A 19,355-nucleotide genomic window follows, 5' to 3' on the forward strand; every position below is an offset into this window, starting at 1 on the left:
AAAACAGAAGAGGGATTTGCGGTGGCGTCCGTAATGGTGGGTCACCTCATTGGAGTAACGACGGTGCCGCGATCATCCCAAGTCGGGCATCATCACCTGGCTCGACCGATGTCGTAGAACGAGGGGTCTCGTGTGACCATCTTCCGTACCGGCCACACCGGGGCCTGGTGGATGTACCTGGTGGCGGGTCACCTGCTGCTGGGCGTCTACTACCTGATTCCGGTGAGTCCCGCGGGGACAACGGGGCAAACGGTACGGGTGGTGCTCTACTGCACGATCAGCGCTTCGGCCGCGGTCGCGACATTCGCGGGTGTCAGGCGCAACCGTCCCCAATGGAGGCGGCCATGGGTGTTCCTCGCACTCAGCCAGGTCGTTTACGCGATCGCCGACCTGACGTTCTACGCATCGCACTACATCTTCGAGTACACGGTTTACCCCTCGTACGCGGACATCTTCTACCTGGGTCATTACCCGTTGATGGTCGCCGGTGTGATCCTGCTGATCCGCCGCCGCACCCCGGGCCTCGACCTGCCGAGCCTGCTCGACGCCGCGGTGCTCGCGGTCGTCGCGGGCATGGCGTCCTGGCTCTACGTGATCGGCCCGCAGGCCCGCCTCACCTCACCGGTCCTGGTGAAGATCGCGTCGCTCGGCTACCCGATGATGGACCTGGCGCTGTTCGTGGTGGCGTTGCGGCTGATCTTCGGCGCGGGTCCCCGGCCGCGGGCGTTCGTCCTGCTGACGTGCAACCTGCTGGGCATCCTGACCGCGGACACGATCTACGTGCTGCAGCGCCTCGACGGCAGCTACCACGCGGGCAACTTCCTCGACGCGATCTGGTTGTCGGCGAACCTGTGCATCGGCGCGGCGGCGCTGCACCCGACGATGGCGCGGCTCGTGGACCGCGCGCACGTCAAGGACGTCGGGCTGAGCCGCGGCCGGATCATCGCGCTCTGCTCGGCCGCCCTCGCCGCCCCGATCCTGATGCTGGTGCACGACGTGGGCCAGTCGTCGCAGGACGTCCTGGTGATCGCCGCCGGCAGCGCCCTGCTGTCGTTGCTGATCATCGCCCGCCTCGCGGGGCTGGTCGCGGACCAGCGCAAGCTCGCGATCACCGACAGCCTCACCGGGCTGCACACCCGCAGGTTCTTCGAGGCACAGCTGCCGCTGGAGATCTCCCGCGCCCGGCGGGGCGACGGGTCGGTCGCGGTGTTCATCATCGACGTCGACCGCTTCAAGTCCATCAACGACAACTACGGCCACCCCGCCGGCGACGACGTGCTGATGGAGGTCGCGGCACGGCTGCGCGCGGCGTCCAGGGCCGGTGAGGTGCTCGCTCGGTACGGTGGCGAGGAGTTCGCGCTGCTGGTGCCGGACGCCGGTCCCGGCCGGCTGTCCGTGATCGCGAACCGGCTGCGCGAACGCGTTGCGGAGAAACCGATCCCGGTCAACTCGGGCAACGACGACATCCCGTTGTTCGTCACGGTGTCGGTCGGCTCGGCGAGCTTCCCGACGCACGGCGACGGTCCCGACGACATCGTGGTGATCGCGGACCGGGCCCTGTACGCGGCGAAAGCGGCCGGGCGCAACAGGATCGCGGTCGGTCCGGAGCCGCTGCCCGCGGTCGACCCGGACACCGACGGCGCGATGGCGGAGTTCCTCTGCCAGGTCGCCGACCGGGTGGACGGCTGGCTGCACCGCTACGACCACAGCCGGTCGGTGTCGCGCTGGGCCGGTGTGGCCGCGGGGGAGTTCGGGCTCGACGCGCCCACGATCAGGGTCACCCAGCTCGCCGGGCGCCTGCACGACATCGGCAAGGTCATCATCCCCGAGGTGGTGCTCACCAAGCCCGGCGCGTTGTCGGAGGAGGAGTGGCGGCTGCTGCGCCAGCACCCCGACTTCGGCTACCGGCTCGCGCGGATGGTGCCGGGCTTCGCCGGTGTGGCGCACGTCATCCGGCAGCAGCACGAACGCTACGACGGTGCCGGTTATCCGGACGGCTTGCGCGGTGCCGACATCCGCGCGGAAGCAAGGATTCTGTCCGTGTGCGTGGCGTGGGCCGCGATGAGGTCGAATCGTCCACATCAGACTGCGCTGGACGAGAACCGTGCGCGGCGCGAGCTCTGGTCCGGTCGCGGGCAGCAGTTCGATCCGGACGTCGTGGACCTCTTTCTCGATCTGCACGCCCAGGGCAGCATCGGAACGCTGCGTCCGTCCGGTTTGTCCGTTCAGGAGGCTGGTTTTCCGGCGGAGTTCCGGCCTTGATCACCTGACGGTGGCATGCTCTGCGTCATGAGCACGGAGTTCGCCATTCCTGCCGAGGTTCCGAGTCCGGAACCGCCGGCCCCTCCCGGCGGACCGCTGGGCAGGTGGTTGCTCGCGGACCGCGTGGCACCTTCGGGTCCCGAGAGCCACGAATCGCACGCCAAGCCACACGCGTGGTGGAAGGTGATGACGCTCACCGGCGTCGACTACTTCTCCACCCTGTCGTACCTGCCCGGCATCGCCGCGCTGGCCGCCGGTGCGCTGTCCCCGCTGGCGACGCTGCTCATCGTGGCGCTGACGCTGCTCGGCATGCTGCCGATGTACCGGCGGGTGGCGCGGGAGAGCCCCCACGGCCAGGGCTCCGTGGCGATGCTGGAGGACCTGCTGCCGTTCTGGCGCGGCAAGGTGTTCGTGCTGGTGCTGCTGGGGTTCGTGGCGACGTCGTGGATCATCACGATCACGCTGTCCGCCGCCGACGCCTCGGTGCACGCGCTGGAGAACCCGTACGTGCCGGAGTCGTTGCACGGCACCGAGCTCCTGCTCACGATCGTGCTGCTGCTGATCCTCGGCGGTGTGTTCCTGATGGGCTTCAGCGAGGCCGTGGGCGTCGCGATCCCGCTGGTGGCGGTGTTCCTCTCGCTGAACGCCGTCGTGGCCGTGGTGGGCCTCGTGGAGGTCTTCGCGACGCCGGACGCGCTTGATCGCTGGGTGTCGGCGCTGGGCACGTATGGCGGTGGGTTCTTCGGTGTCATCGGCCCGGCGATCCTGGCGTTCCCGTTGCTGGTGCTCGGTTTGTCCGGTTTCGAGACAGGCGTGAGCATGATGCCGCTGGTCGCGGCGTCCGGTGACACGCCGGAGAAGCGCCTCGACAGCCGTGTGCGCAACACGCGCAAGCTGCTGACGACCGCCGCGCTGATCATGTCGGTGTACCTGCTCGCGACGTCGTTCATCACCACCGTGCTGGTCCCGCAGGACAAGTTCGCGCCCGGCGGGCCCGCGAACGGGCGTGCTCTGGCGTATCTCGCGCACGAACTGCTCGGCGAGGTGTTCGGCACGGTCTACGACATCAGCAGCATCCTGATCCTGTGGTTCGCCGGCGCTTCGGCGATGGCCGGTCTCATCAACATCGTGCCGCGTTATCTGCCCTCCTACGGCATGGCACCGGAGTGGGGCCGCGCCGTTCGTCCCGTCGTGATCGTCTACACGATCATCTGCATCATCATCACGATCATCTTCAACGCCGATGTGAACGCGCAGGCCGGTGCCTACGCCACCGGAATCCTGGCGATGATGGTGTCGGGATCGTTCGCGGTGACGGTGTCCGCGTGGCGCAAGAGGCAGCGCGGCGCGAGCATCGGGTTCACCGTGCTGACGCTGGTGCTGCTGTACGCGCTGGTGGAGAACGTGATCGAGAAGCCGGATGGCATCACGATCTCGTTCGGCTTCATCATCGGCATCGTCGTGATCTCCCTGGTGTCGCGGATCTCGCGCACGACGGAGCTGCGCGTCGACAGGATCAAGTTCGACGAGCAGGCCCGCCGGTTCATCACGGACACGATCGAGAACGACGGCCTGATCACGTTGATCGCGAACCGCCGCCAGGACGGTGACAAGGCGGAGTACGACGAGAAGGAGAGCGAGCAGCGCGGCATGAACCCGGTGCCGGGGTCCGCGGACGTGATCTTCCTGGAGATCGACATCGTCGACCCGTCGGCGTTCAGCAACGTCCTGTGCGTGTCCGGTGTCGAGGTGGACGGCCACCGCGTCCTGCGCGCCTCCGCTCCCGCCGCGCCGAACGCGATCGCGGCGATCCTGCTGGCGTTGCGCGACTCGACCGGCGTGATCCCGCACGCGCACTTCGAGTGGTCGGAGGGAAATCCGCTGGCGCACCTCTTCCGCTACCTGATCCTCGGCCGCGGCGACACGCCTCCGGTCGTACGCGAAATCATCCGCTCGGCTGAGTCGGATCCGACTCGACGCCCACGCGTGCACGTCGGTTAGCTGGAAGACTTCCCCCGTACGTCCGACTACAGGGGGAAGGACGCCATGTTCCGCAAGTTGTTGGTACCACTCGTTGTCCTGGGAACTGTGGCGGCGGGAATCGCTCCCGCCGCCGCCTCCGGTCCGGTGCGTTCGTGCGCGGATCTGGTGCGTTCGTTCGACGTGCCGGACGCCCGCACGAGCGTCATCTCAGCCACGGTTGTCACTGGTACCACGGAGTTCTGCGATGTGCGCGGCACGATCGAACCGCGCATCGGCTTCCAGCTGAAGCTGCCGCTGCGCGGCTACCAGGGCCGCTACCTCCAGTACGGCTGTGGCGGATTCTGTGGAGCCATAGGCGATCCGGCCTTCCCGTCCGGCTGTGGCCCCGCCTTCGGTGACGCCGCGGTGGCCGCGACCGACGACGGCCACCAGTCCTCGCCGGAGAACCCGTTCGACACGACGTGGGCCGTCTCGGACCAGAAGGCCCGCGACGACTACTTCTTCCGCGCGCCACACGCGTTGTCGAAGGTGTCGAAGCACATCATCTCGGTCTTCTACGGCAAAGCACCGTCGAAGTCGTACTTCAGCGGCTGCTCCAACGGCGGCCGTGAGGGCCTGCTGCTGGCCCAGCGCTACCCGCGCGACTTCGACGGCATCATCGCGTCCGCTCCGGGCGCCTACTACACCGCGCTGATCGGCTACCAGGCGTGGATCGCGCGCAACACCATCCCGAACGACAAGATCGTGCTGCTGCACAACGCGGTGATGGCGGCCTGCGACGGCCTGGACGGACTGGTCGACGGCCAGATCGACGACCCGCGCCTGTGCAGGTTCGACCCGGGAACTCTCGCCGGTCAGCTGACCGGCGACGAGATCGCCCGCGTTCGCCGCCTCTACACAGGCCCGTCCGACGGCGGTGTGCGGCTCTACCCCGGCGGCCAGCCCTACGGCTCCGAGATCTCGTGGACGTTCTGGCTCAACCCGACTCCCGGCCTGGGGCGCGGCATCGCCCCCGAACTCGCGGACAACGGCCTGAAGCACCTCGTCTACCCGATCGGCACACCGCACTCGTCGCTGGAGTCCTTCGAGTTCACCGTCCGCGAGTTCCGGCGCCTGGTGCCCGAAACCGTGAAGGCGAACTCGCTCTCGCTGGACCTGCGCGCGTTCCAGCGCGCAGGCGGCAAGCTGATCATCTGGCACGGCGCGGGCGACCAGGGCATCCCGTTCGAAGGCACGCTCGACTACTGGCAACGCCTCACCGGCGGCAAGAACCCTTCGTGGGCAAGGCTCTTCGTCGTGCCGTCGATGTGGCACTGCGCCGGCGGCGACACCCTGACCGCCTTCGACCCGTTCCGGGCACTCGTGTCGTGGGTCGAAGGAGGCCGGGCACCGTCCCGGATCATCGCCGAGGGTCGTGACCCGGACGGCAACGTCGTGCGCACCCGGCCGGTGTTCCCGTACCCGATGCGCGCCAGGTACGACGGCTCTGGATCGGTGGACGACGCGGCGAACTTCGTTGCCGCACCTGGCTTCGGCTTCCAGGACCGGATCCGCTGGGCAGGCGAGGACCTCTACCGGTCCGGACCCGTCGCGCCCTAGCGGAACCTCTGGATGGCGGCGGTGATGGCCTCGTCCATGCTGTTGCCCTCCATGATGACGTGCCCGGCGTCGTTCAGGATGACCAGTTCGGCGTCGGGCCACCGCTTGGCCACCTCCCACGCCGTGTACAACGGCCCGCCGAAGTCGTTGCGGCCGTGGATGAGCACGCCGGGGATGCCCTTGAGCCTGCCGAGGTTGTCGAAGATGTAGTTCGGCTCAAGGAACGCCTCGTTGCCCCAGTAGTGGGTCACGGTCCGTGCGAGCCGGTAGCGCGTGACGGCGTCGGCGTACCTCGTGCCTTCGAAGTCGTTGTCGCCACCCGTGATCGTGGACAGGTCCCACTTGCTCCAGTCCCAGGCGGCCTTGTCCCTGACCGCCGGGTCCGGTGAGTTGAGGAGCTTGTTGTAGGCCAGGGCCAGGTTGCCGTCGCGGTCCTCCTCCGGGACGCCGTCGCGGAAGGCGTCGAAGTGATCCGGGAAGAACATGCCGAGGCCGCGGGTGATCCACGCGTGCTCCTCGGGGCGGGAGGTGGTCACCGCCGGGATGATGATCTCGCTGACCCTGGTGGGGTGCTGGATGGCATAGGCGAGGACGAGGGTCGAGCCCCAGGAACCGCCGGCCAGCAGCCACTTGTCGATGTCGAGGTGTTCGCGGAGCTTCTCGGCGTCGTCGATCAGGTGCTGGGTGGTGTTGTGCTCCATGCTGGTCGCCGGGTCCGCGACCGATGGCGTGCTCTGGCCGCTGCCGCGCTGGTCCCAGAGGATGAGGTTCCAGTGGTCCGGGTCGAAGTCCTCGCGCCATCTGGGGTGGGAACCCGATCCTGGGCCGCCGTGGAACACGCACGCCGGTTTGCCGTCGGGGTTGCCGCTGGCCTCCCAGTGGACTCGCTGGCCGTCTCCTACGTCGAGCATGCCTTGGGCGTAGGGCTCCACCTGTGGGTACATGCCGGGGAGGGTAGTGAGCGTGAGGACCAGGACCGACTGGATTTCGGGGTTCGGATACGCCGACACGTCCACTGCCGCGGCGGCCGTGGACGTGTGATGGGCGTGCTGGTCCTGTTGCGGTGTCAGGACTTCTGCTTGGCGCTGATCTGGTCCAGCACCTCGGTCTGCGACACGATGATCTTGCTTGCCAGCGCCTTCGAGCCGATGTGCTCGCCCTTGGCCTGGGCCTCCTTCGCCATGTCCACACCACTGCGGAGGTGGCGGGAGAGGGTGGCGAGGAAGAGGTCGTCGTACTGCTTGCCGGTGGCGGACTTCAGCGCCTCGACGTCCTTGACGGTCATCATGCCCGCCATCTTGTGCGTGGCGCTGGCGTCGTCGCCGGGCACCTGGATGTTCCAGCTGCGCAGGTAGGTGGCCATCTGCTCGATCTCGCCCGCCTCGGCGGTGGCGATCTTGTCGGCCACGTTGACGACGAACTCGTCCTTGGACTTCTCCATGGCGACCTTGGCGATCTGGATCGTCTGGCGGTGGTGGGGGATCATCTGCAACGAGAATGTCGCATCCGCCTTGTTGGCCGCCGGTTCGCCCGCACTGCTGCCGCCGACAGACGAACAGCCCGTCAGCGCAAGCAGCCCCAGCACGATGATGAGCAGACGCGCTCGCATGAAGCCTCCCGTCTCGTGTTCCCTGCCGAGGGATACGGGTGGCCGAAGTGTCCGGTTCAGCGAAAGTTCCGCAGCCTAAGTGGTTCGGTGGAGGTCGAGGGACGCGAGGACGCCCTGGACGACGTCGGGGTGGCCGAGCGGGAGCGGTACCGGGGTCGTGTTGGTGTGAGGTATGACCTGGGCGAACGGGGCGTCCACCTGGACCTCGGGGTCCACCAGCAGCACCGAGCGCACGAGGTCGCGGTGAGCCGCCACGAGGTCGAGGACGTCGGCCGCGAGCGGTCCGCTGGTGACGACGTCCAGCACGCTCCGCGTGTCGTCGCGGTGCCTGGTCAGCACGGTGTCCACTGTGGACTTCCAGGTCGGTGCCGCAGGAGTTCGCAACCAGACGATCCGCAGGTGTTCGGTCAGCGGCCGCCAGGTCGCGGGAATCTCGTTGTGGACGGCCTCTCCCGCTGGATCGATCACGAGGACAGTGGGGGCACCTGCGGGTCCGTCGGTGACAACGCCGGGACCCGCCGCCCTGCTGGGCTCGTCGAATTCGCGCATGGCACGGGGATACCCAGTGTGCGGAGTTCGTACCAATGGGCCGGCTGGTCTGCTCCGGGGGGACCGAATGGGGTAGTAAACGTTGTCAGTCGGGGTGAACTCGTTGGCGGGCACCAGTTTTCGGTTCGTGCCCGGTGATCGCTTGACCGTTTTCCGAAACCCGGTTTATGGTCTAGACCACAGACCGAAACTGGATCGGCGAGCGATCTAGAGCGCTCCCGGTTCCCGCCCCCTGCCTACGGGTCAACCCGTTTGGGAACGATCCAAGGAGTTCGGACGAATGAAAATCATGCGTAAAGCGGCGCTGCTCATGGCCGCTGTCCCTGCCATCGTCTTCATCACGCCGGTCGGTTCGGCGAGCGCGCACGGTTACGTGTCGTCGCCGGCCAGCCGTTCGGCGCAGTGCGCCAGGGGAGACGTCTCCGTCGACCTCTGTGGACAGGCGAAGTACGAGCCGCAGAGCGCCGAGGGCCCCAAGGGCCTGAAGAACTGCAGCGGTGCGAACGGCGACTTCGCTCCTCTCGACAACGACGGGCTGCCCTGGAAGGTCACCAACACCGGTCAGACCCTGTCGCTGACCTGGACCTTCACCGCCCGGCACGCCACGCGCGACTACGAGTACTTCATCGGCGGCACGCGCGTCGGTTACGTCGCCGGCAACAACCAGCAGCCGAACAACCCGACCACGCACACGATCAACCTCGGCGGGTTCTCCGGCCGCCAGAAGCTGTACGCGATCTGGAACATCAGCGACACGGTCAACGCGTTCTACTCGTGCATCGACCTCAACATCGGTGGTGGAGGCACGACCCCGCCGCCCACCACCACGACCACGACTCCTCCTCCCACCACCACGACGTCCAGCACCACGACGCCACCGCCCGCCGGTGGCACGTGGGCGGCGAACACGTCGTACGCGACGGGACAGACCGTCACCTACGGCGGTTCGACCTACCGGTGCCGTCAGGCGCACACCTCGCTGACCGGCTGGGAACCGCCGAACGTGGCGGCCCTGTGGGAGAAGGTCTGACCTGATGAAGCGCCTGGTGATCGCGGTCGCGGTCCTGGCGCTGGCGGGGTGCGGCGGAGAGGCGGTCGTGCCGGAGGGCCAGGGAGCCCACGGTCACGGCGCGAGCTCCGCCGCACCACCCGTTCCTGCCGCCAGCGCGAGGTTCAACGAAGCGGACGTGATGTTCGTGCAGATGATGGTCGACCACCTGCAACTCGGCATCAGCCTCTCGCAGGTGGGCCTGGCGAAGGCGACCACGCAGGAGGCGAAGGACCTCGCGGGCGCGATCGACGTGACCCAGCGCGAGGAACTCACGATGCTCAAGTCGTGGCTGAAGCTCTGGGGCAAGCCGGAGGGTGACGGTGCCGATCTGCACGCCGCCCACGGTGGCCAGCCGCTGCTCGACGACAAGGTCATCAACGAGACCAAGGAGAAGAGCGGAGCCGAGTTCGACCAGCTCTTCCTCAACCTGATGACCGGTCATCAGGGCGCCGGCGTGGAGATGGCGCTCACGGAGAAGAAGGAAGGCATGAACCCCGAGACGACGGCCTATGCCGAACGGGTGGTCAACACCCGGCAGGGCCAGATCTCGCAGATGCTGAAGATCATCGGCGGGGCGTAGGTCAGCGCTTCGCCAGCGTTCGGTCAGCGGCCCGGCGTTGCATCCCGAGCATGGACGTACTGATCTCGGGAGCGGGAATCGCCGGGCCCGCTCTGGCGCACTGGCTGAGGCGTTTCGGCGTCACCCCGGTGGTGGTGGAGCGGGCGCCGTCGCTGCGTGACGGTGGCCAGGCCGTGGACTTCCGCGGCGAGGTGCACCTGTCCGTGCTGAGGCGGATGGGTGTGCTCGACGCGGTGCTGGCCGCGCGGACCACGCCGCGGGACATGGTGTTCCGCGGCGTCGACGGACGCGAACGGGCACGGCTGCCCGCCTCGTTCACCGCCGGGGACGTGGAGATCCTCCGCGGTGACCTGTCGCGCCTGCTGTACGAGCTGACCGCTTCCGACGTGGAGTACGTGTTCGGCGACTGGATCACGGCACTGCACGACGACGGCGCCGGCGTGGACGTCACGTTCGCGCACGGGCCGTCACGGCGCTTCGACTTCGTGATCGGTGCGGACGGCATGCGGTCCGGAGTGCGGCGGCTGGTCTTCCCCGAGTACCGGCCGAAGTTCCGGGGCTACTACTTCGCGATCTGGGACGCGGAGGGCGACGACCGGGACCTGACCTGCTCACCGGGCGTGCTGACCTCGCCGGGATGGCTGATGTACAAGTCGCCGGTCCCTCCCGAGCTGATGCCGGACGAGGTGGTGGCGCAGGGCGTCTACTTCGACTCGATCAGCCAGGTGCGCATGCCCGCGGTGAGCTCAGGGCGGGTCACGTTGATCGGCGACGCCGGGTACGGCTCCACGCTGGGTGGCATGGGAACCGGGCTCGCGGTCGTCTCCGCCTACGTCCTGGCGGGGGAGATGGCGGCGGGAGGGGACGCCTTCGCCCGGTACGAGGCACTGATCGGGCCGTACGCCCGCGGCAGCCAGGGCAACCCGGGGCCGTTCCTCGCGCCCGGCAGCAGGCTCGGGATGTGGGTGCGGGACCGGATGTTCGCGCTGCTGCCGAAGATGCCGATGGTCGCGCGGATGGATCTGCGGGCCGCCACCGCGATCACACTCCCCGAGTACGCCGCAGTTCACCGAGCGCCTCGTCCACCTGTTGCTTGACCGCTGTGTGCATCCACCCGAACCCCAGTTCCTGCTGGGCCGCCAGCAGGAGCTCCTCGGCCCGCGCCGGATCTCCCCGCCGCTGGGCGATCTTGGCCAGTCCGGCGTTGGCGAGCGCCCGAGTGGAGGCCAGTCCCGCCTGCGCCGCCATCTCCAGCGCCTGGAGGTAGTCGCGCTCGGCCTGGTCCTGGTCGATGTCGAGCAACCGGTCGGCGCGCCGGCCCCGCAGTTCGGCCAGCTCCTCCACGGCGCCCAGTTCGGCGACGGCCTGAAGCGCCTGGTCGGTCAGCGCGAGGGCTTCGGCCGGGTCCTCGGTCAGGGTGGCCAGCACGTCCAGCACCTGGGCCGATCCCCAGCGTTCGCCGAGGGCCTGGAACCGCCGCAGGGCTTCGCGGGACTGCTGGATCGCGCGGTCGCGGTCACCGCTGGCGGCCCAGGTGGTGTAGGCGTTGCTGAAGCCCATCAGGCCCTGGATCCACGGGTCCTCGCTGCTCTCGACCTCGTCCTGCAGCGCGGTGCGCGGTGCGGACGGGTCGGGCGGGCCGCTGAGCATCGCCCAGGCGATGAGCACGAACGGTTGCTTGATCGGGCCGCGCAACGCCAGGAGCTTCTCCTGCACGCGTTCGGGTTCGGCCAGGGCGAGCAGGACCGCGTACTCCTCTGTGGACTGTTCGGGCACCCGTTCCAGCAGCCGGCGGGCCGCACCCTGGACCTCCGTGCGGCTGCCCTTCAGGTACCAGTACCAGGCGAGGTCGCTGACGAGCCGCAGCGCCTGGTCCGGGGCGGCCGAGGTGGTCCAGTCGAGCGCCTGCATCAGGTTCGCGTGTTCGGCGCTCAGCCGGGCGAACCACCGCACCTGATCCCGCTGGCGCAGCTCAGGATCCGCGCGGCGAGCCAGTTCCTGGAAGTACGACGCGTGCGCGGCGTCGACTCGCTTGTGCTGCGAGCAGAACTCGCGGATGGTCTCCAGCATCCGGTAACGGCCGTCGGCGGCTTCCACCAAGGACTTGTCCACCAACGCGTCCAGCGTCTCGAGGTCGTGCCGGCAGACCTCCTCGACGGCCTCCAGACTCGCCCCGCCGCTGAACGTCGCGAGGCACGCGGCCAGGTCGCGTTCGTCCTCCGTCAGCAGTTCCCAGCTCCACTCCACGACGGCCCGCAGCGTCTGGTGGCGGGGCGCGGCTGCACGGTTTCCCTTGGTGAGCAGGCGGAAGCGGTCGTTCAGGCGGGCGGCGATCTCCTCGGTCGTCAACGTGCGGGTGCGCGCCGCGGCCAGTTCGATCGCCAGCGGCAGGCCGTCGAGCTCCCGGCAGATGTCGATCGTGTGCCGGTCGCGCACGAACGCGGGGTTGACCAGCCGGGCGCGGTCGGCGAACAACGCCACGCTCTGCTCGGGGTCCAGTGGCGGCACCGGGCACAGCGTCTCGCCGGTGATGCCGAGCGCCTCCCGGCTCGTGGCGAGGATGCGCACCGACGGGCACGTGCTGAGCAGGTGCTGGGCCAGCCGGGCGGCTTCGACGATCAGGTGCTCGCAGTTGTCCAGGATCAGCATCGCGTCGCGTTCGCGCAGCGCCAGCGTCAGCCGGTCCTCCGGCTCCAGCACGGTCTCCTTGAGCCCCAACGCCTGCAGCGTCGCCGCCGCGACGTCCTTGGCCGGCGCCAGGTCCACGAAGATCGCGCCGGGACCGGCGGCCTGCAACGCGAGCCTCGTCTTGCCCGCGCCGCCGGGGCCGGTGAGGGTGATGAGCCGGGCGGAGAGCGAGGCGATCCGCGCGAGTTCTTCCTGCCTGCCGACGAAAGTGGTCAGTTGGGCCGGAAGATCGCGATGCGTCTGGCCGCGCAGGACCTGCAGGTGCACGGCACGCAGTTCGGGCGACGGGTCGGTGCCCAGCTCGTCGGCCAGCAGGGCGCGCGTGTCCTCGAACGCCTGCAGCGCCTCGGCTTGACGGCCCTGCTGGTTCAGCGCCTGCATCAGGTAGCCGCGCAGGCGTTCGTCCAACGGGTTCTGCCGCACCAGGTCCTGGATCTCCGCCACGTCGGCCTTGCCGAGCCGAATCCGTGCCGCCACCAACGAGCCCGCGGCGGCGGAACGGTGCTGTTCCAGGCGGGTCGCGTGGTCCGCCAGGGCGACGTCGGCGAGCGCCGGACCCCGCCAGAGCAGAAGTGCCTCGGACAAAAGGGATTCCGCGGCCTGCGGATCACCCTGCTCCAACGCCTGCCGGCCGTCCGCCGCCAGCGAGACGAACCGGTGTGCGTCGACCTGGGAGGCGGGCAGCGCCAGCCGGTAGCCGGCCGGGTGGAACTCGACCAGCGACGCGTCCCCGAGTGCCCGGCGCAGGCGCGAGACCTGGCCCTGCAAGGCGTTCGCGGCGTCCGCCGGCGGCTCGGAACCGTAGAGCTCGTCCACCAGGCGGTCGAGCGGGACGATCTCCCCCGCCCGGATCGCGAGCAGCGCCAGCAGGGTGCGCGGCCGTGGGCCACCTATCGCGATCTTGCTGTCGGGGGAGTGCGCTTCAACTGGCCCGAGGATGCCGATGTGCACGGTGTCAGCGTACGAAGCGCCCGGGACTCGTACCCAGGACACGGCGAAAGTGGCGCGTCAGGTGCGACTGGTCGTGGAACCCGGCCAGCACAGCCGCCTCCGCAGCCGACCGTCCCTCGACCAGGTGGCCACGTGCGAGATCCACCCGGCGGCCGGTCAGGTACCTGTGCGGCGGCAACCCGAACCGGCGGCTGAACGCCCGCACCAGGTGGGTCGGGCTGGTCTGCAGCTCCCGCGCGGCCGCGTTCAGGGTCATCCCGTCCGGCAGGGAGGCGTCCAGCAGCTGCCGCAACCGGTCGGCGAGTGTCGGGTCCGCGTGCACGACGGGAGCGGTGCCGGCGAAGTGGTGCGTGAGGCGTTCGGTGATCAACGCCAGCCTGCTCGCCGCCTCGAACGGCTGGTCCAGCGTCAGGTGCAGCTGGTGGACCCGTTGCCGCAGCAGTGGATCGGGCAGCATCGGCGTGTCGACGGCCTTGCCGATCAGATCGGACGGCAGCACCGAGTCGTCCAGGTACAGCACGCGCTTGTGGAACCCGGCCGGGTGCGCGGAGCGGCCGTCGTGTGGCACGTGCGGCGGCAATAGCGTGACGCCGTCAACGAGCGCGCCGTGCTCGTGACGGTCCAGTTCGTACCGCACGGCGCCAGTGTCGAGCACCATCAACGTCCAGGCATCGTGCGTGTGCGCTGGGTAGACGTGCGTGGTGAAGGAGGCGTGGAAGACCTCCTGGATGCCTTCCACCGCCGGTTTCCACGCGGCCACGCTCACGTCAGAAACGTACAAGACCTAGCACCCGCATGCCCGCGATCGTGTGTCCATGTTCGACACCAAGATCGCTGTGTTGCTGCGGGACGACCTGGCCGGCTGGCAGGCGCTGAACGTCACCGCCTTCCTCGTCAGCGGGCTGCCCGAGACCCTGCGCGGCGAGCCCTACATCGACGCCGACGACGTGCACTACCTGTCGATGTTCGGCCAGCCCGTCGTGGTCCTGCAGGGCGACCAGGACCTGCTCAAGAAGGCCCACGAACGCGCTCTCAACCGCAAGCAGCCCATGAGCATCTTCACCGCGGACCTGTTCGCCACCGGCAACGACGCCGACAACCGGGCCGCGGTCCGCAAGGTGCACACGCAGGACCTCGACCTGGTCGGCATCGCGGTCCACGGCCAGAAGAACGCCGTCGACAAGATCTTCAAGGGCGCCCGGATGCACCCCTGAGGAAACCGGGTTCTAATGCGTGAGTGATCAAGCTGCTCCGGATGGCCGTGTTCCTGCTGGTGCTTTCGGCGGAGATCTACCTGGTCGTGGTGCTGGGTGACAACTTCCGCGCCTTCAACCACTTCAGCTACTTCACCGTGCTCTCGAACGTCTTCGCGGCGGTGGTGGCGTTGCTGGGCGTGTTCAGTCCGGTGTCGGCGCAGATCAGGGGCGCGGCCGTGCTCTACATGGGCACGACGGGAATCGTGTACTGGCTGCTGCTGCGAGGGATCGACGTGCAGACACCCGCCTACGCGAACTGGGTGCTGCACACCGTCGTGCCGATCCTCGTGGTCGTGGAGTGGTTGCTCGCGCCGGAGAAGACCAGGCGGTGGTGGATCTGGCTGTCGTTCCCGCTCGCGTACCTGGTGTACACGCTGGTCAGGGGCCCGATCGTGGACTGGTACCCCTACCCGTTCATGGATCCGCGCCAGAACGGCTACGGCGCGGTGCTGCTGACCTGCTTGTTCGTCGCGGTGGTGTTCGGAGTGCTGGCGCTCGCGGTGTCCTGGGCGGGCAACAAATTGGCCCAGAAACGCAGCATGTCCTTGTCCTACGACTAGGGCCAATAACCGCCCTACGGTCTGGGACATGACCAGGCGACTCGCGTACGCGCAGCTGACGAACTCGATCGGGGACGGCGGTTTCCTCGTCGTCTCCGCTCTCTACTTCACGCAGGTCGTGGGCCTGAGCGCGGCGCGGGTCGGCTTGGCGCTGACCCTCGCGTGGGGTGTCGGAGCCGTCGCCGGTGTCGCGCTGGGACACCTCGCCGACCGCCTGGGTCCGCGCACCACCGCGGTCGTGCTCGCCCTCGCCACCGCCACGAGCATCGCGATCCTGCTCCTCACCCGGAACTTCGCCGCGTTCGTGCTGGTCATGTGCCTGTACGCGAGCTTCCAGAGCGGCCTGCAGGCGTCCAGGCAGGCCCTGCTCGCCGGCCTCACCACGCCGGAGGAACGCACACGGGCACGGGCGCGCATCCAGTCCACGGCCAACGCGGGCATCGCGATCGGCGCGGCGGCGGGCGGGTTCGCGCTGCACCTCGGCACCGAGATCGCCTACACGGCCGTGTTCGTGCTCGACGTGGTCGCGTTCCTCATCGCCGCAGCTGTACTGAGCACGTTGCCGGAGACCGTGATGACCAGGGCGAAGGGCAAGTTCGACGTCCTCAAGGACCGCCCGTACGCGCTGATCACGCTGATCAACGCCGTGATGCTGCTCTACATGCCGTTGCTGAGCCTGATCATCCCGCTGTGGATCGTGCAGCGCACCGAGGCGCCGACGTGGCTGGCGGCCGCGCTGCTGGTGCTCAACACCGCGGCCGTCGTGCTCTTCCAGGTCCGGATCGCGAAACGCGCCACCGGCCTGAGTCAGGCGTCGAAGCTGGTGAAGCACGCGGGACTGATCATGCTGGCGTCCTGCGTGGTCTTCGCGGCCACGGCGTTCAGCGTCGGCGCCTGGCCCGTGGCGGCGCTGCTGATCGCGGCCGCCGCGTTGCAGGTCCTCGGCGAGATGATGCTGGCCTCAGGGGCGTGGGAGATCAGCTTCTCCCTCGCGCCCGCCGACCGGCAGGGCCAGTACCAGGGCTTCTTCGCGACCGGAACGGCCGTCGCGCGCATGGTCGGCCCCGCCCTGCTCACCACCGTCGTGCTCGGCTGGGGAGCACTCGGGTGGCTCGCGGTCGGCGGGCTCTTCGTCGTGGCCGGTTACGCGATGGGACCCGCGGTGCGCTGGGCCCGCGAGAAGAACTCCACCAGTTCCGGCGCCATGACCGACGACTTGTACATGTGCGTCTGACCGGGCAGCGTCCGGTACTCCGCGTCCACCCCGAGCACTTCCGAGACGTTCTTCATGGCGTTGCGGAGGTACTCGGGGCTCTTGCCGCCGTCCATCGCGAGCGTCGGCACCTTCACGTTCCAGCGGTCGGCCGGGAGCTTCGAACCGCGGCCGTCGTCGCCGAGGATCGTCAGATCCCACGGCAGCGTGTGCGCGACCGGCTTGAGCTTCTTCCACACCGGGGTGAGCTTCATGATCGCGAGGCCGAAGCCGGGCACGCCCACCATCTTCATGAACGTCGAGAGCATGCCCGAGCGGTCGCCGCGCGCCAGCATGTCGTTCATCTGCCGCACGATGTCCGCCGGCCGCGGCTTGTAGGTGTCGTCCACGACGAACGGTGCCTCGTAGATCGCGAGCCGTGAGATGCCCGGCAGCCGTGAGGCCGCTTCGAGCGCCAGCACCGCGCCGGAGGACACGCCGAAGACGAACGCGCTGCCGCCGGCCTCCTTGATCACGGCGTCGATGTCCTCGACCTCGCGCTCCACCGACCACGGCGTCGCGCCGTCACCGGTCTCGCCGCGCCCGCGCCGGTCGTAGGTGTAGACGGTGAAGTTCTTGTCCAGCACGGAGGCGAGCTCGGTCGTCGGGCCGAACATGCGGTGGCACATCGCGCCGTCCACGATGATCAGCGCGGGGCCGGAACCGGTGATCGAGTAGGCGATCTCCGTGCCGTCGGCGGAAGTCGTGAAGCGCGTCATTTCTGCTCTCCCAGGGTGGTGTCGAGGAAGTCCTGCCAGTCCTGTTCGGACTCGTCGCCCTCGAAGACGTGGTGTGCGGCGATGACCGGGCCGAAGAAGCCGCGCATGAACCGGTACATGCCGCGTTCGGTGCGCAGGCCGATCGTGTGGGCGTTGCGGTGGAACTCGACGGCGTCCGGGAGCTTCTCGGCCAGTGCCGCGTCGAGCTTCTTCCAGGCCTCGTCCCAGTCGCTGATCATCGGCCCGAAGACCGTGAGCGGGCGGGCCGTGCGACCGGGGAAGCAGGTGAGGTACTCCAGGAGCGTGCGCCGGAACAGCGCGCCACCGAGCGTCATCGCCTCGAACTCGTCGGCCCAGTCGTCGCCGGGCAGGAAGCCGCTCGTGACCATGCGGAGCACGGTGCTGCCGTGCTCACGGCCCTCGACGAGGAACTCGTAGGCGACGAACCGGCCGTCGGGCGCCTTGCCGCTGTCGTACGCGAAGTGGCGGCCCGGCTCCGACGCGGTGATCTCGCTCGTCGGCTCGTACCCGCCGAAGGCCATCTTGACCTGGCCGTTCGCGACCTCGTTGCGGCCCATGAACCACGAGTCGATGCCGGGCCCCGTCGCGATGGCCGTCCAGACGTCCTCGACGGACGCGGGCACCTCGATCTCGTCGGTGCTCTTGAACTCGTGGCCCATCGGTTCTCCCTGTCCTGGTGCGTGATGGTCTCATCCTGCTACCGACGATTCAATTCGTCAAGACAGCTTGGATAGTCTTGACAAGAAATATTGTCGGTGGTTCCGTTCTCGCCACACCGAACTGCCGGAGGAACCCATGTCCCGCACCGCCTGTGGCGTCGTCGCCGGTCCGCTCTACCTCGTCGTCGGGTACGCCCAGGCGTTCACCCGCGAGGGCTTCGACCTCTCGCGTCACCCGTTCAGCATGCTCAGCCTCGGGTCGCTCGGCTGGATCCAGATCGCGAACTTCGTCGTCAGCGGCGCGCTGTTCCTGGTAGCGGCGACGGGCATGGCCCGGCACACGAGGTGGGGAGCGCGGTTGATCGGCCTGATGGGGGCCGGGATGGTCCTCGGCGGGGTCTTCGTGGCCGATCCGGCCATGGGTTTTCCCGCCGGAGCACCCGACGGCCCGCCCGCCGCGCTGTCGTGGCACGGCGCCCTGCACGCCGTCGCGTTCGGGCTCGCGATGATCGGCTGGATCGGGGCGTGCTTCGTGTTCGCGCGTAGGCTCGGGGGATGGCTGGCGGTGATGAGCGGCCTGACGGGCGTGCTCCTGATGGTGCCGATGGCGTTCCTGGGCAACCCCGGCGGCACGGTGCTGCTCTACGTGGTCGCGACGATCGGCTGGGTGTGGACCTCGGTCGTGTCCCTGAAGCTGAGCCGGCCTGCCTTCTCGAGCTGATCTGCCCGGAGTGCGGGCGCGTCACCACCGACGAGTACGTGCCTGGCTGCCCTGCCTGTCAGACGAGCTGATGCGCGTGCATCTTGCTGATGTCGTAGGAGACGCCGCAGAAGGTGCACTGCAGCCCGTACCTGCTGCTGATGGTGAACAGGGGGATGAAGAAGATGGTCGGCTTCGTGTAGCGCCGGAACAGGTTGTGCGCCGACTGGTGGTGGCAGTGCCCGCACACCAGCGTCAGCATCCGCAGCTGCTCGATCGTCGTCCGCCAGCCGAAAATGACCATCTGCTCTCCTCTTACCGGTTGTCCTTCTGACGTTCGAGCACCCCTCTGAGTTGCAGCCGGCCCGCGGAATTCAGAAGGTGGACAGGTGAACACCCTGCTGCGGCCCTGGAGCCTCGACGACGCACCGATCATCCTGGCCGCGTCCGGCGAGGAGAGGATGGACCGCCAGTTCACCTCCCAGATCGACTCCCTTCCCGCGGCCGAGGAGTGGATCGCGCTGCTCACGTCCCGCCGCGACGAGGACACCGCCTACTCGTTCGCCGTGCTGCACGAGGGCGTTCCCGTGGGCAACGTCGCCGTGTCGAGCGTCGACCGCCGTCACCTGACCGGGTGGGTCTCCTACTGGATGCGCGAGGAGGCACGGGGCAAGGGGCTGGCGACCAGGGCGTGCCGCGAGGTCAGCGAGTTCGCCTTCTCCGAGCTCGGCCTGTTCCGCCTGGAGCTCGCGCATCGGCTGGACAACCCCGCCTCCTGCCGCGTCGCGACGAACGCCGGCTTCGCGGTGGAAGGTGTCGAGCGGGCGAGGTTGCTCTACGACGGCGTCCGCTTCGACACGGAGACCCACGCGCGGCTCGCCACCGACTGAGGTTCACGCCGCTCCTCGGCGGGTAG

At 68.5% G+C, this 19,355-nt stretch carries 19 protein-coding genes; 11 read left to right on the forward strand and 8 right to left on the reverse strand.

All coding sequences use genetic code 11. The annotated features are described in order from the left end of the window. Positions 1–132 precede the first annotated feature (132 nt). From SK571_RS35810 to SK571_RS35820, 3 genes are read left to right on the forward strand one after another with little or no spacing between them, the layout of a single operon-like run. Positions 133–2,262 carry a bifunctional diguanylate cyclase/phosphohydrolase gene (locus tag SK571_RS35810; protein ID WP_319988537.1) on the forward strand — a complete coding sequence of 710 codons (2,130 nt, stop codon included), beginning with the start codon at positions 133–135 and terminating at the stop codon, positions 2,260–2,262. Between the two features lie 27 nt (positions 2,263–2,289). Next, the gene (locus tag SK571_RS35815; RefSeq protein ID WP_319988538.1) at positions 2,290–4,263 is read left to right on the forward strand and encodes an APC family permease; all 1,974 of its coding nucleotides are present in this window, start codon (positions 2,290–2,292) and stop codon (positions 4,261–4,263) included. 45 nt (positions 4,264–4,308) lie between these two features. After that, positions 4,309–5,844 (forward strand): tannase/feruloyl esterase family alpha/beta hydrolase, encoded by a 1,536-nt coding sequence (locus SK571_RS35820; RefSeq protein ID WP_319988539.1) that lies wholly within the window; start codon positions 4,309–4,311, stop codon positions 5,842–5,844. On the opposite strand, the gene pip is transcribed toward SK571_RS35820, so the two are convergent. From pip to SK571_RS35835, 3 genes are all read right to left on the reverse strand, one after another. After that, positions 5,841–6,788, reverse strand: a complete 948-nt coding sequence (pip, locus tag SK571_RS35825) for a prolyl aminopeptidase (protein WP_319988540.1) — start codon at positions 6,786–6,788, stop codon at positions 5,841–5,843. The two genes, SK571_RS35820 and pip, sit on opposite strands and share 4 nt — an antisense overlap. Positions 6,789–6,910: 122 nt before the next feature. After that, the gene (locus SK571_RS35830) at positions 6,911–7,453 is read right to left on the reverse strand and encodes a DUF305 domain-containing protein (protein ID WP_319988541.1); all 543 of its coding nucleotides are present in this window, start codon (positions 7,451–7,453) and stop codon (positions 6,911–6,913) included. 75 nt (positions 7,454–7,528) lie between these two features. Then, entirely contained in the window at positions 7,529–8,002 is a 474-nt protein-coding gene (locus SK571_RS35835) for a hypothetical protein (RefSeq protein WP_319988542.1), read from the reverse strand. 280 nt (positions 8,003–8,282) lie between these two features. Here SK571_RS35835 and SK571_RS35840 point away from each other — a divergent pair, with 280 nt between their 5' ends. Genes SK571_RS35840 through SK571_RS35850 form a run of 3 tightly spaced genes read left to right on the forward strand, consistent with a single transcriptional unit; the run spans position 8,283 to position 10,730 of the window. Then, the gene (locus tag SK571_RS35840) at positions 8,283–9,032 is read left to right on the forward strand and encodes a lytic polysaccharide monooxygenase (protein WP_319988543.1); all 750 of its coding nucleotides are present in this window, start codon (positions 8,283–8,285) and stop codon (positions 9,030–9,032) included. Positions 9,033–9,036: 4 nt separating this feature from the next. Next, a complete protein-coding gene (locus SK571_RS35845; protein WP_319988544.1) occupies positions 9,037–9,633 on the forward strand; it encodes a DUF305 domain-containing protein in 597 nt (198 codons plus the stop codon). A 50-nt stretch (positions 9,634–9,683) separates the two neighbouring features. Then, complete coding sequence (locus tag SK571_RS35850) at positions 9,684–10,730, forward strand: FAD-dependent monooxygenase (protein ID WP_319988545.1); 1,047 nt, start codon at positions 9,684–9,686, stop codon at positions 10,728–10,730. Here the strand turns inward: SK571_RS35850 and SK571_RS35855 are convergent. Both SK571_RS35855 and SK571_RS35860 read right to left on the reverse strand, forming a co-directional pair. After that, positions 10,675–13,272 (reverse strand): BTAD domain-containing putative transcriptional regulator, encoded by a 2,598-nt coding sequence (locus SK571_RS35855; protein WP_319988546.1) that lies wholly within the window; start codon positions 13,270–13,272, stop codon positions 10,675–10,677. The genes SK571_RS35850 and SK571_RS35855 overlap by 56 nt on opposite strands. Positions 13,273–13,276: 4 nt before the next feature. Next, positions 13,277–14,038 carry an AraC family transcriptional regulator gene (locus tag SK571_RS35860; RefSeq protein ID WP_319988547.1) on the reverse strand — a complete coding sequence of 254 codons (762 nt, stop codon included), beginning with the start codon at positions 14,036–14,038 and terminating at the stop codon, positions 13,277–13,279. A gap of 49 nt (positions 14,039–14,087) precedes the next feature. On the opposite strand from SK571_RS35860, the gene SK571_RS35865 reads away from it, so the two are divergent. Genes SK571_RS35865 through SK571_RS35875 form a run of 3 tightly spaced genes read left to right on the forward strand, consistent with a single transcriptional unit; the run spans position 14,088 to position 16,322 of the window. Next, the gene (locus SK571_RS35865) at positions 14,088–14,486 is read left to right on the forward strand and encodes a DUF2000 domain-containing protein (protein WP_319988548.1); all 399 of its coding nucleotides are present in this window, start codon (positions 14,088–14,090) and stop codon (positions 14,484–14,486) included. Between the two features lie 23 nt (positions 14,487–14,509). Further along, a complete protein-coding gene (locus SK571_RS35870) occupies positions 14,510–15,088 on the forward strand; it encodes a Pr6Pr family membrane protein (protein ID WP_319988549.1) in 579 nt (192 codons plus the stop codon). 28 nt (positions 15,089–15,116) lie between these two features. After that, positions 15,117–16,322 carry an MFS transporter gene (locus SK571_RS35875; protein WP_319988550.1) on the forward strand — a complete coding sequence of 402 codons (1,206 nt, stop codon included), beginning with the start codon at positions 15,117–15,119 and terminating at the stop codon, positions 16,320–16,322. Here SK571_RS35875 and SK571_RS35880 read toward each other — a convergent pair. Together SK571_RS35880 and SK571_RS35885 are read right to left on the reverse strand one after the other, a co-directional pair. Further along, on the reverse strand, positions 16,232–17,059 hold the full coding sequence (locus SK571_RS35880) for an alpha/beta fold hydrolase (protein ID WP_319988551.1): 828 nt from the start codon (positions 17,057–17,059) through the stop codon (positions 16,232–16,234). The two genes, SK571_RS35875 and SK571_RS35880, sit on opposite strands and share 91 nt — an antisense overlap. Further along, on the reverse strand, positions 17,056–17,739 hold the full coding sequence (locus SK571_RS35885) for an SRPBCC family protein (RefSeq protein ID WP_319988552.1): 684 nt from the start codon (positions 17,737–17,739) through the stop codon (positions 17,056–17,058). Before SK571_RS35885 ends, SK571_RS35880 begins: the two co-directional genes overlap by 4 nt. Before the next feature lie 136 nt (positions 17,740–17,875). Between SK571_RS35885 and SK571_RS35890 the strand changes: the two genes are divergently transcribed. After that, positions 17,876–18,460, forward strand: a complete 585-nt coding sequence (locus tag SK571_RS35890; protein ID WP_319988553.1) for a DUF998 domain-containing protein — start codon at positions 17,876–17,878, stop codon at positions 18,458–18,460. 58 nt (positions 18,461–18,518) lie between these two features. Here SK571_RS35890 and SK571_RS35895 read toward each other — a convergent pair whose 3' ends face one another. Further along, positions 18,519–18,743: a zinc-ribbon domain-containing protein gene (locus tag SK571_RS35895; RefSeq protein ID WP_319966184.1), complete on the reverse strand. Its 225-nt coding sequence runs from the start codon at positions 18,741–18,743 to the stop codon at positions 18,519–18,521. Between the two features lie 85 nt (positions 18,744–18,828). Between SK571_RS35895 and SK571_RS35900 the strand changes: the two genes are divergently transcribed. After that, positions 18,829–19,329, forward strand: a complete 501-nt coding sequence (locus SK571_RS35900; protein ID WP_319988554.1) for a GNAT family N-acetyltransferase — start codon at positions 18,829–18,831, stop codon at positions 19,327–19,329. The last annotated feature ends 26 nt before the right edge of the window (positions 19,330–19,355 follow it).

Source organism: Lentzea kristufekii (assembly GCF_033949925.1).
Taxonomy (GTDB): Bacteria; Actinomycetota; Actinomycetes; order Mycobacteriales; family Pseudonocardiaceae; genus Lentzea; species Lentzea kristufekii.

Coding starts and splice junctions, on each gene's coding strand:
- SK571_RS35815 (WP_319988538.1), top strand. CDS start 2,290: ATGAGCACGGAGTTCGCCATTCCTGCCGAGGTTCCGAGTCCGGAACCG.
- SK571_RS35820 (WP_319988539.1), top strand. CDS start 4,309: ATGTTCCGCAAGTTGTTGGTACCACTCGTTGTCCTGGGAACTGTGGCG.
- pip (WP_319988540.1), bottom strand. CDS start 6,788: ATGTACCCACAGGTGGAGCCCTACGCCCAAGGCATGCTCGACGTAGGA.
- SK571_RS35830 (WP_319988541.1), bottom strand. CDS start 7,453: ATGCGAGCGCGTCTGCTCATCATCGTGCTGGGGCTGCTTGCGCTGACG.
- SK571_RS35835 (WP_319988542.1), bottom strand. CDS start 8,002: ATGCGCGAATTCGACGAGCCCAGCAGGGCGGCGGGTCCCGGCGTTGTC.
- SK571_RS35840 (WP_319988543.1), top strand. CDS start 8,283: ATGAAAATCATGCGTAAAGCGGCGCTGCTCATGGCCGCTGTCCCTGCC.
- SK571_RS35845 (WP_319988544.1), top strand. CDS start 9,037: ATGAAGCGCCTGGTGATCGCGGTCGCGGTCCTGGCGCTGGCGGGGTGC.
- SK571_RS35850 (WP_319988545.1), top strand. CDS start 9,684: ATGGACGTACTGATCTCGGGAGCGGGAATCGCCGGGCCCGCTCTGGCG.
- SK571_RS35865 (WP_319988548.1), top strand. CDS start 14,088: ATGTTCGACACCAAGATCGCTGTGTTGCTGCGGGACGACCTGGCCGGC.
- SK571_RS35875 (WP_319988550.1), top strand. CDS start 15,117: ATGACCAGGCGACTCGCGTACGCGCAGCTGACGAACTCGATCGGGGAC.
- SK571_RS35880 (WP_319988551.1), bottom strand. CDS start 17,059: ATGACGCGCTTCACGACTTCCGCCGACGGCACGGAGATCGCCTACTCG.
- SK571_RS35885 (WP_319988552.1), bottom strand. CDS start 17,739: ATGGGCCACGAGTTCAAGAGCACCGACGAGATCGAGGTGCCCGCGTCC.
- SK571_RS35890 (WP_319988553.1), top strand. CDS start 17,876: ATGTCCCGCACCGCCTGTGGCGTCGTCGCCGGTCCGCTCTACCTCGTC.
- SK571_RS35895 (WP_319966184.1), bottom strand. CDS start 18,743: ATGGTCATTTTCGGCTGGCGGACGACGATCGAGCAGCTGCGGATGCTG.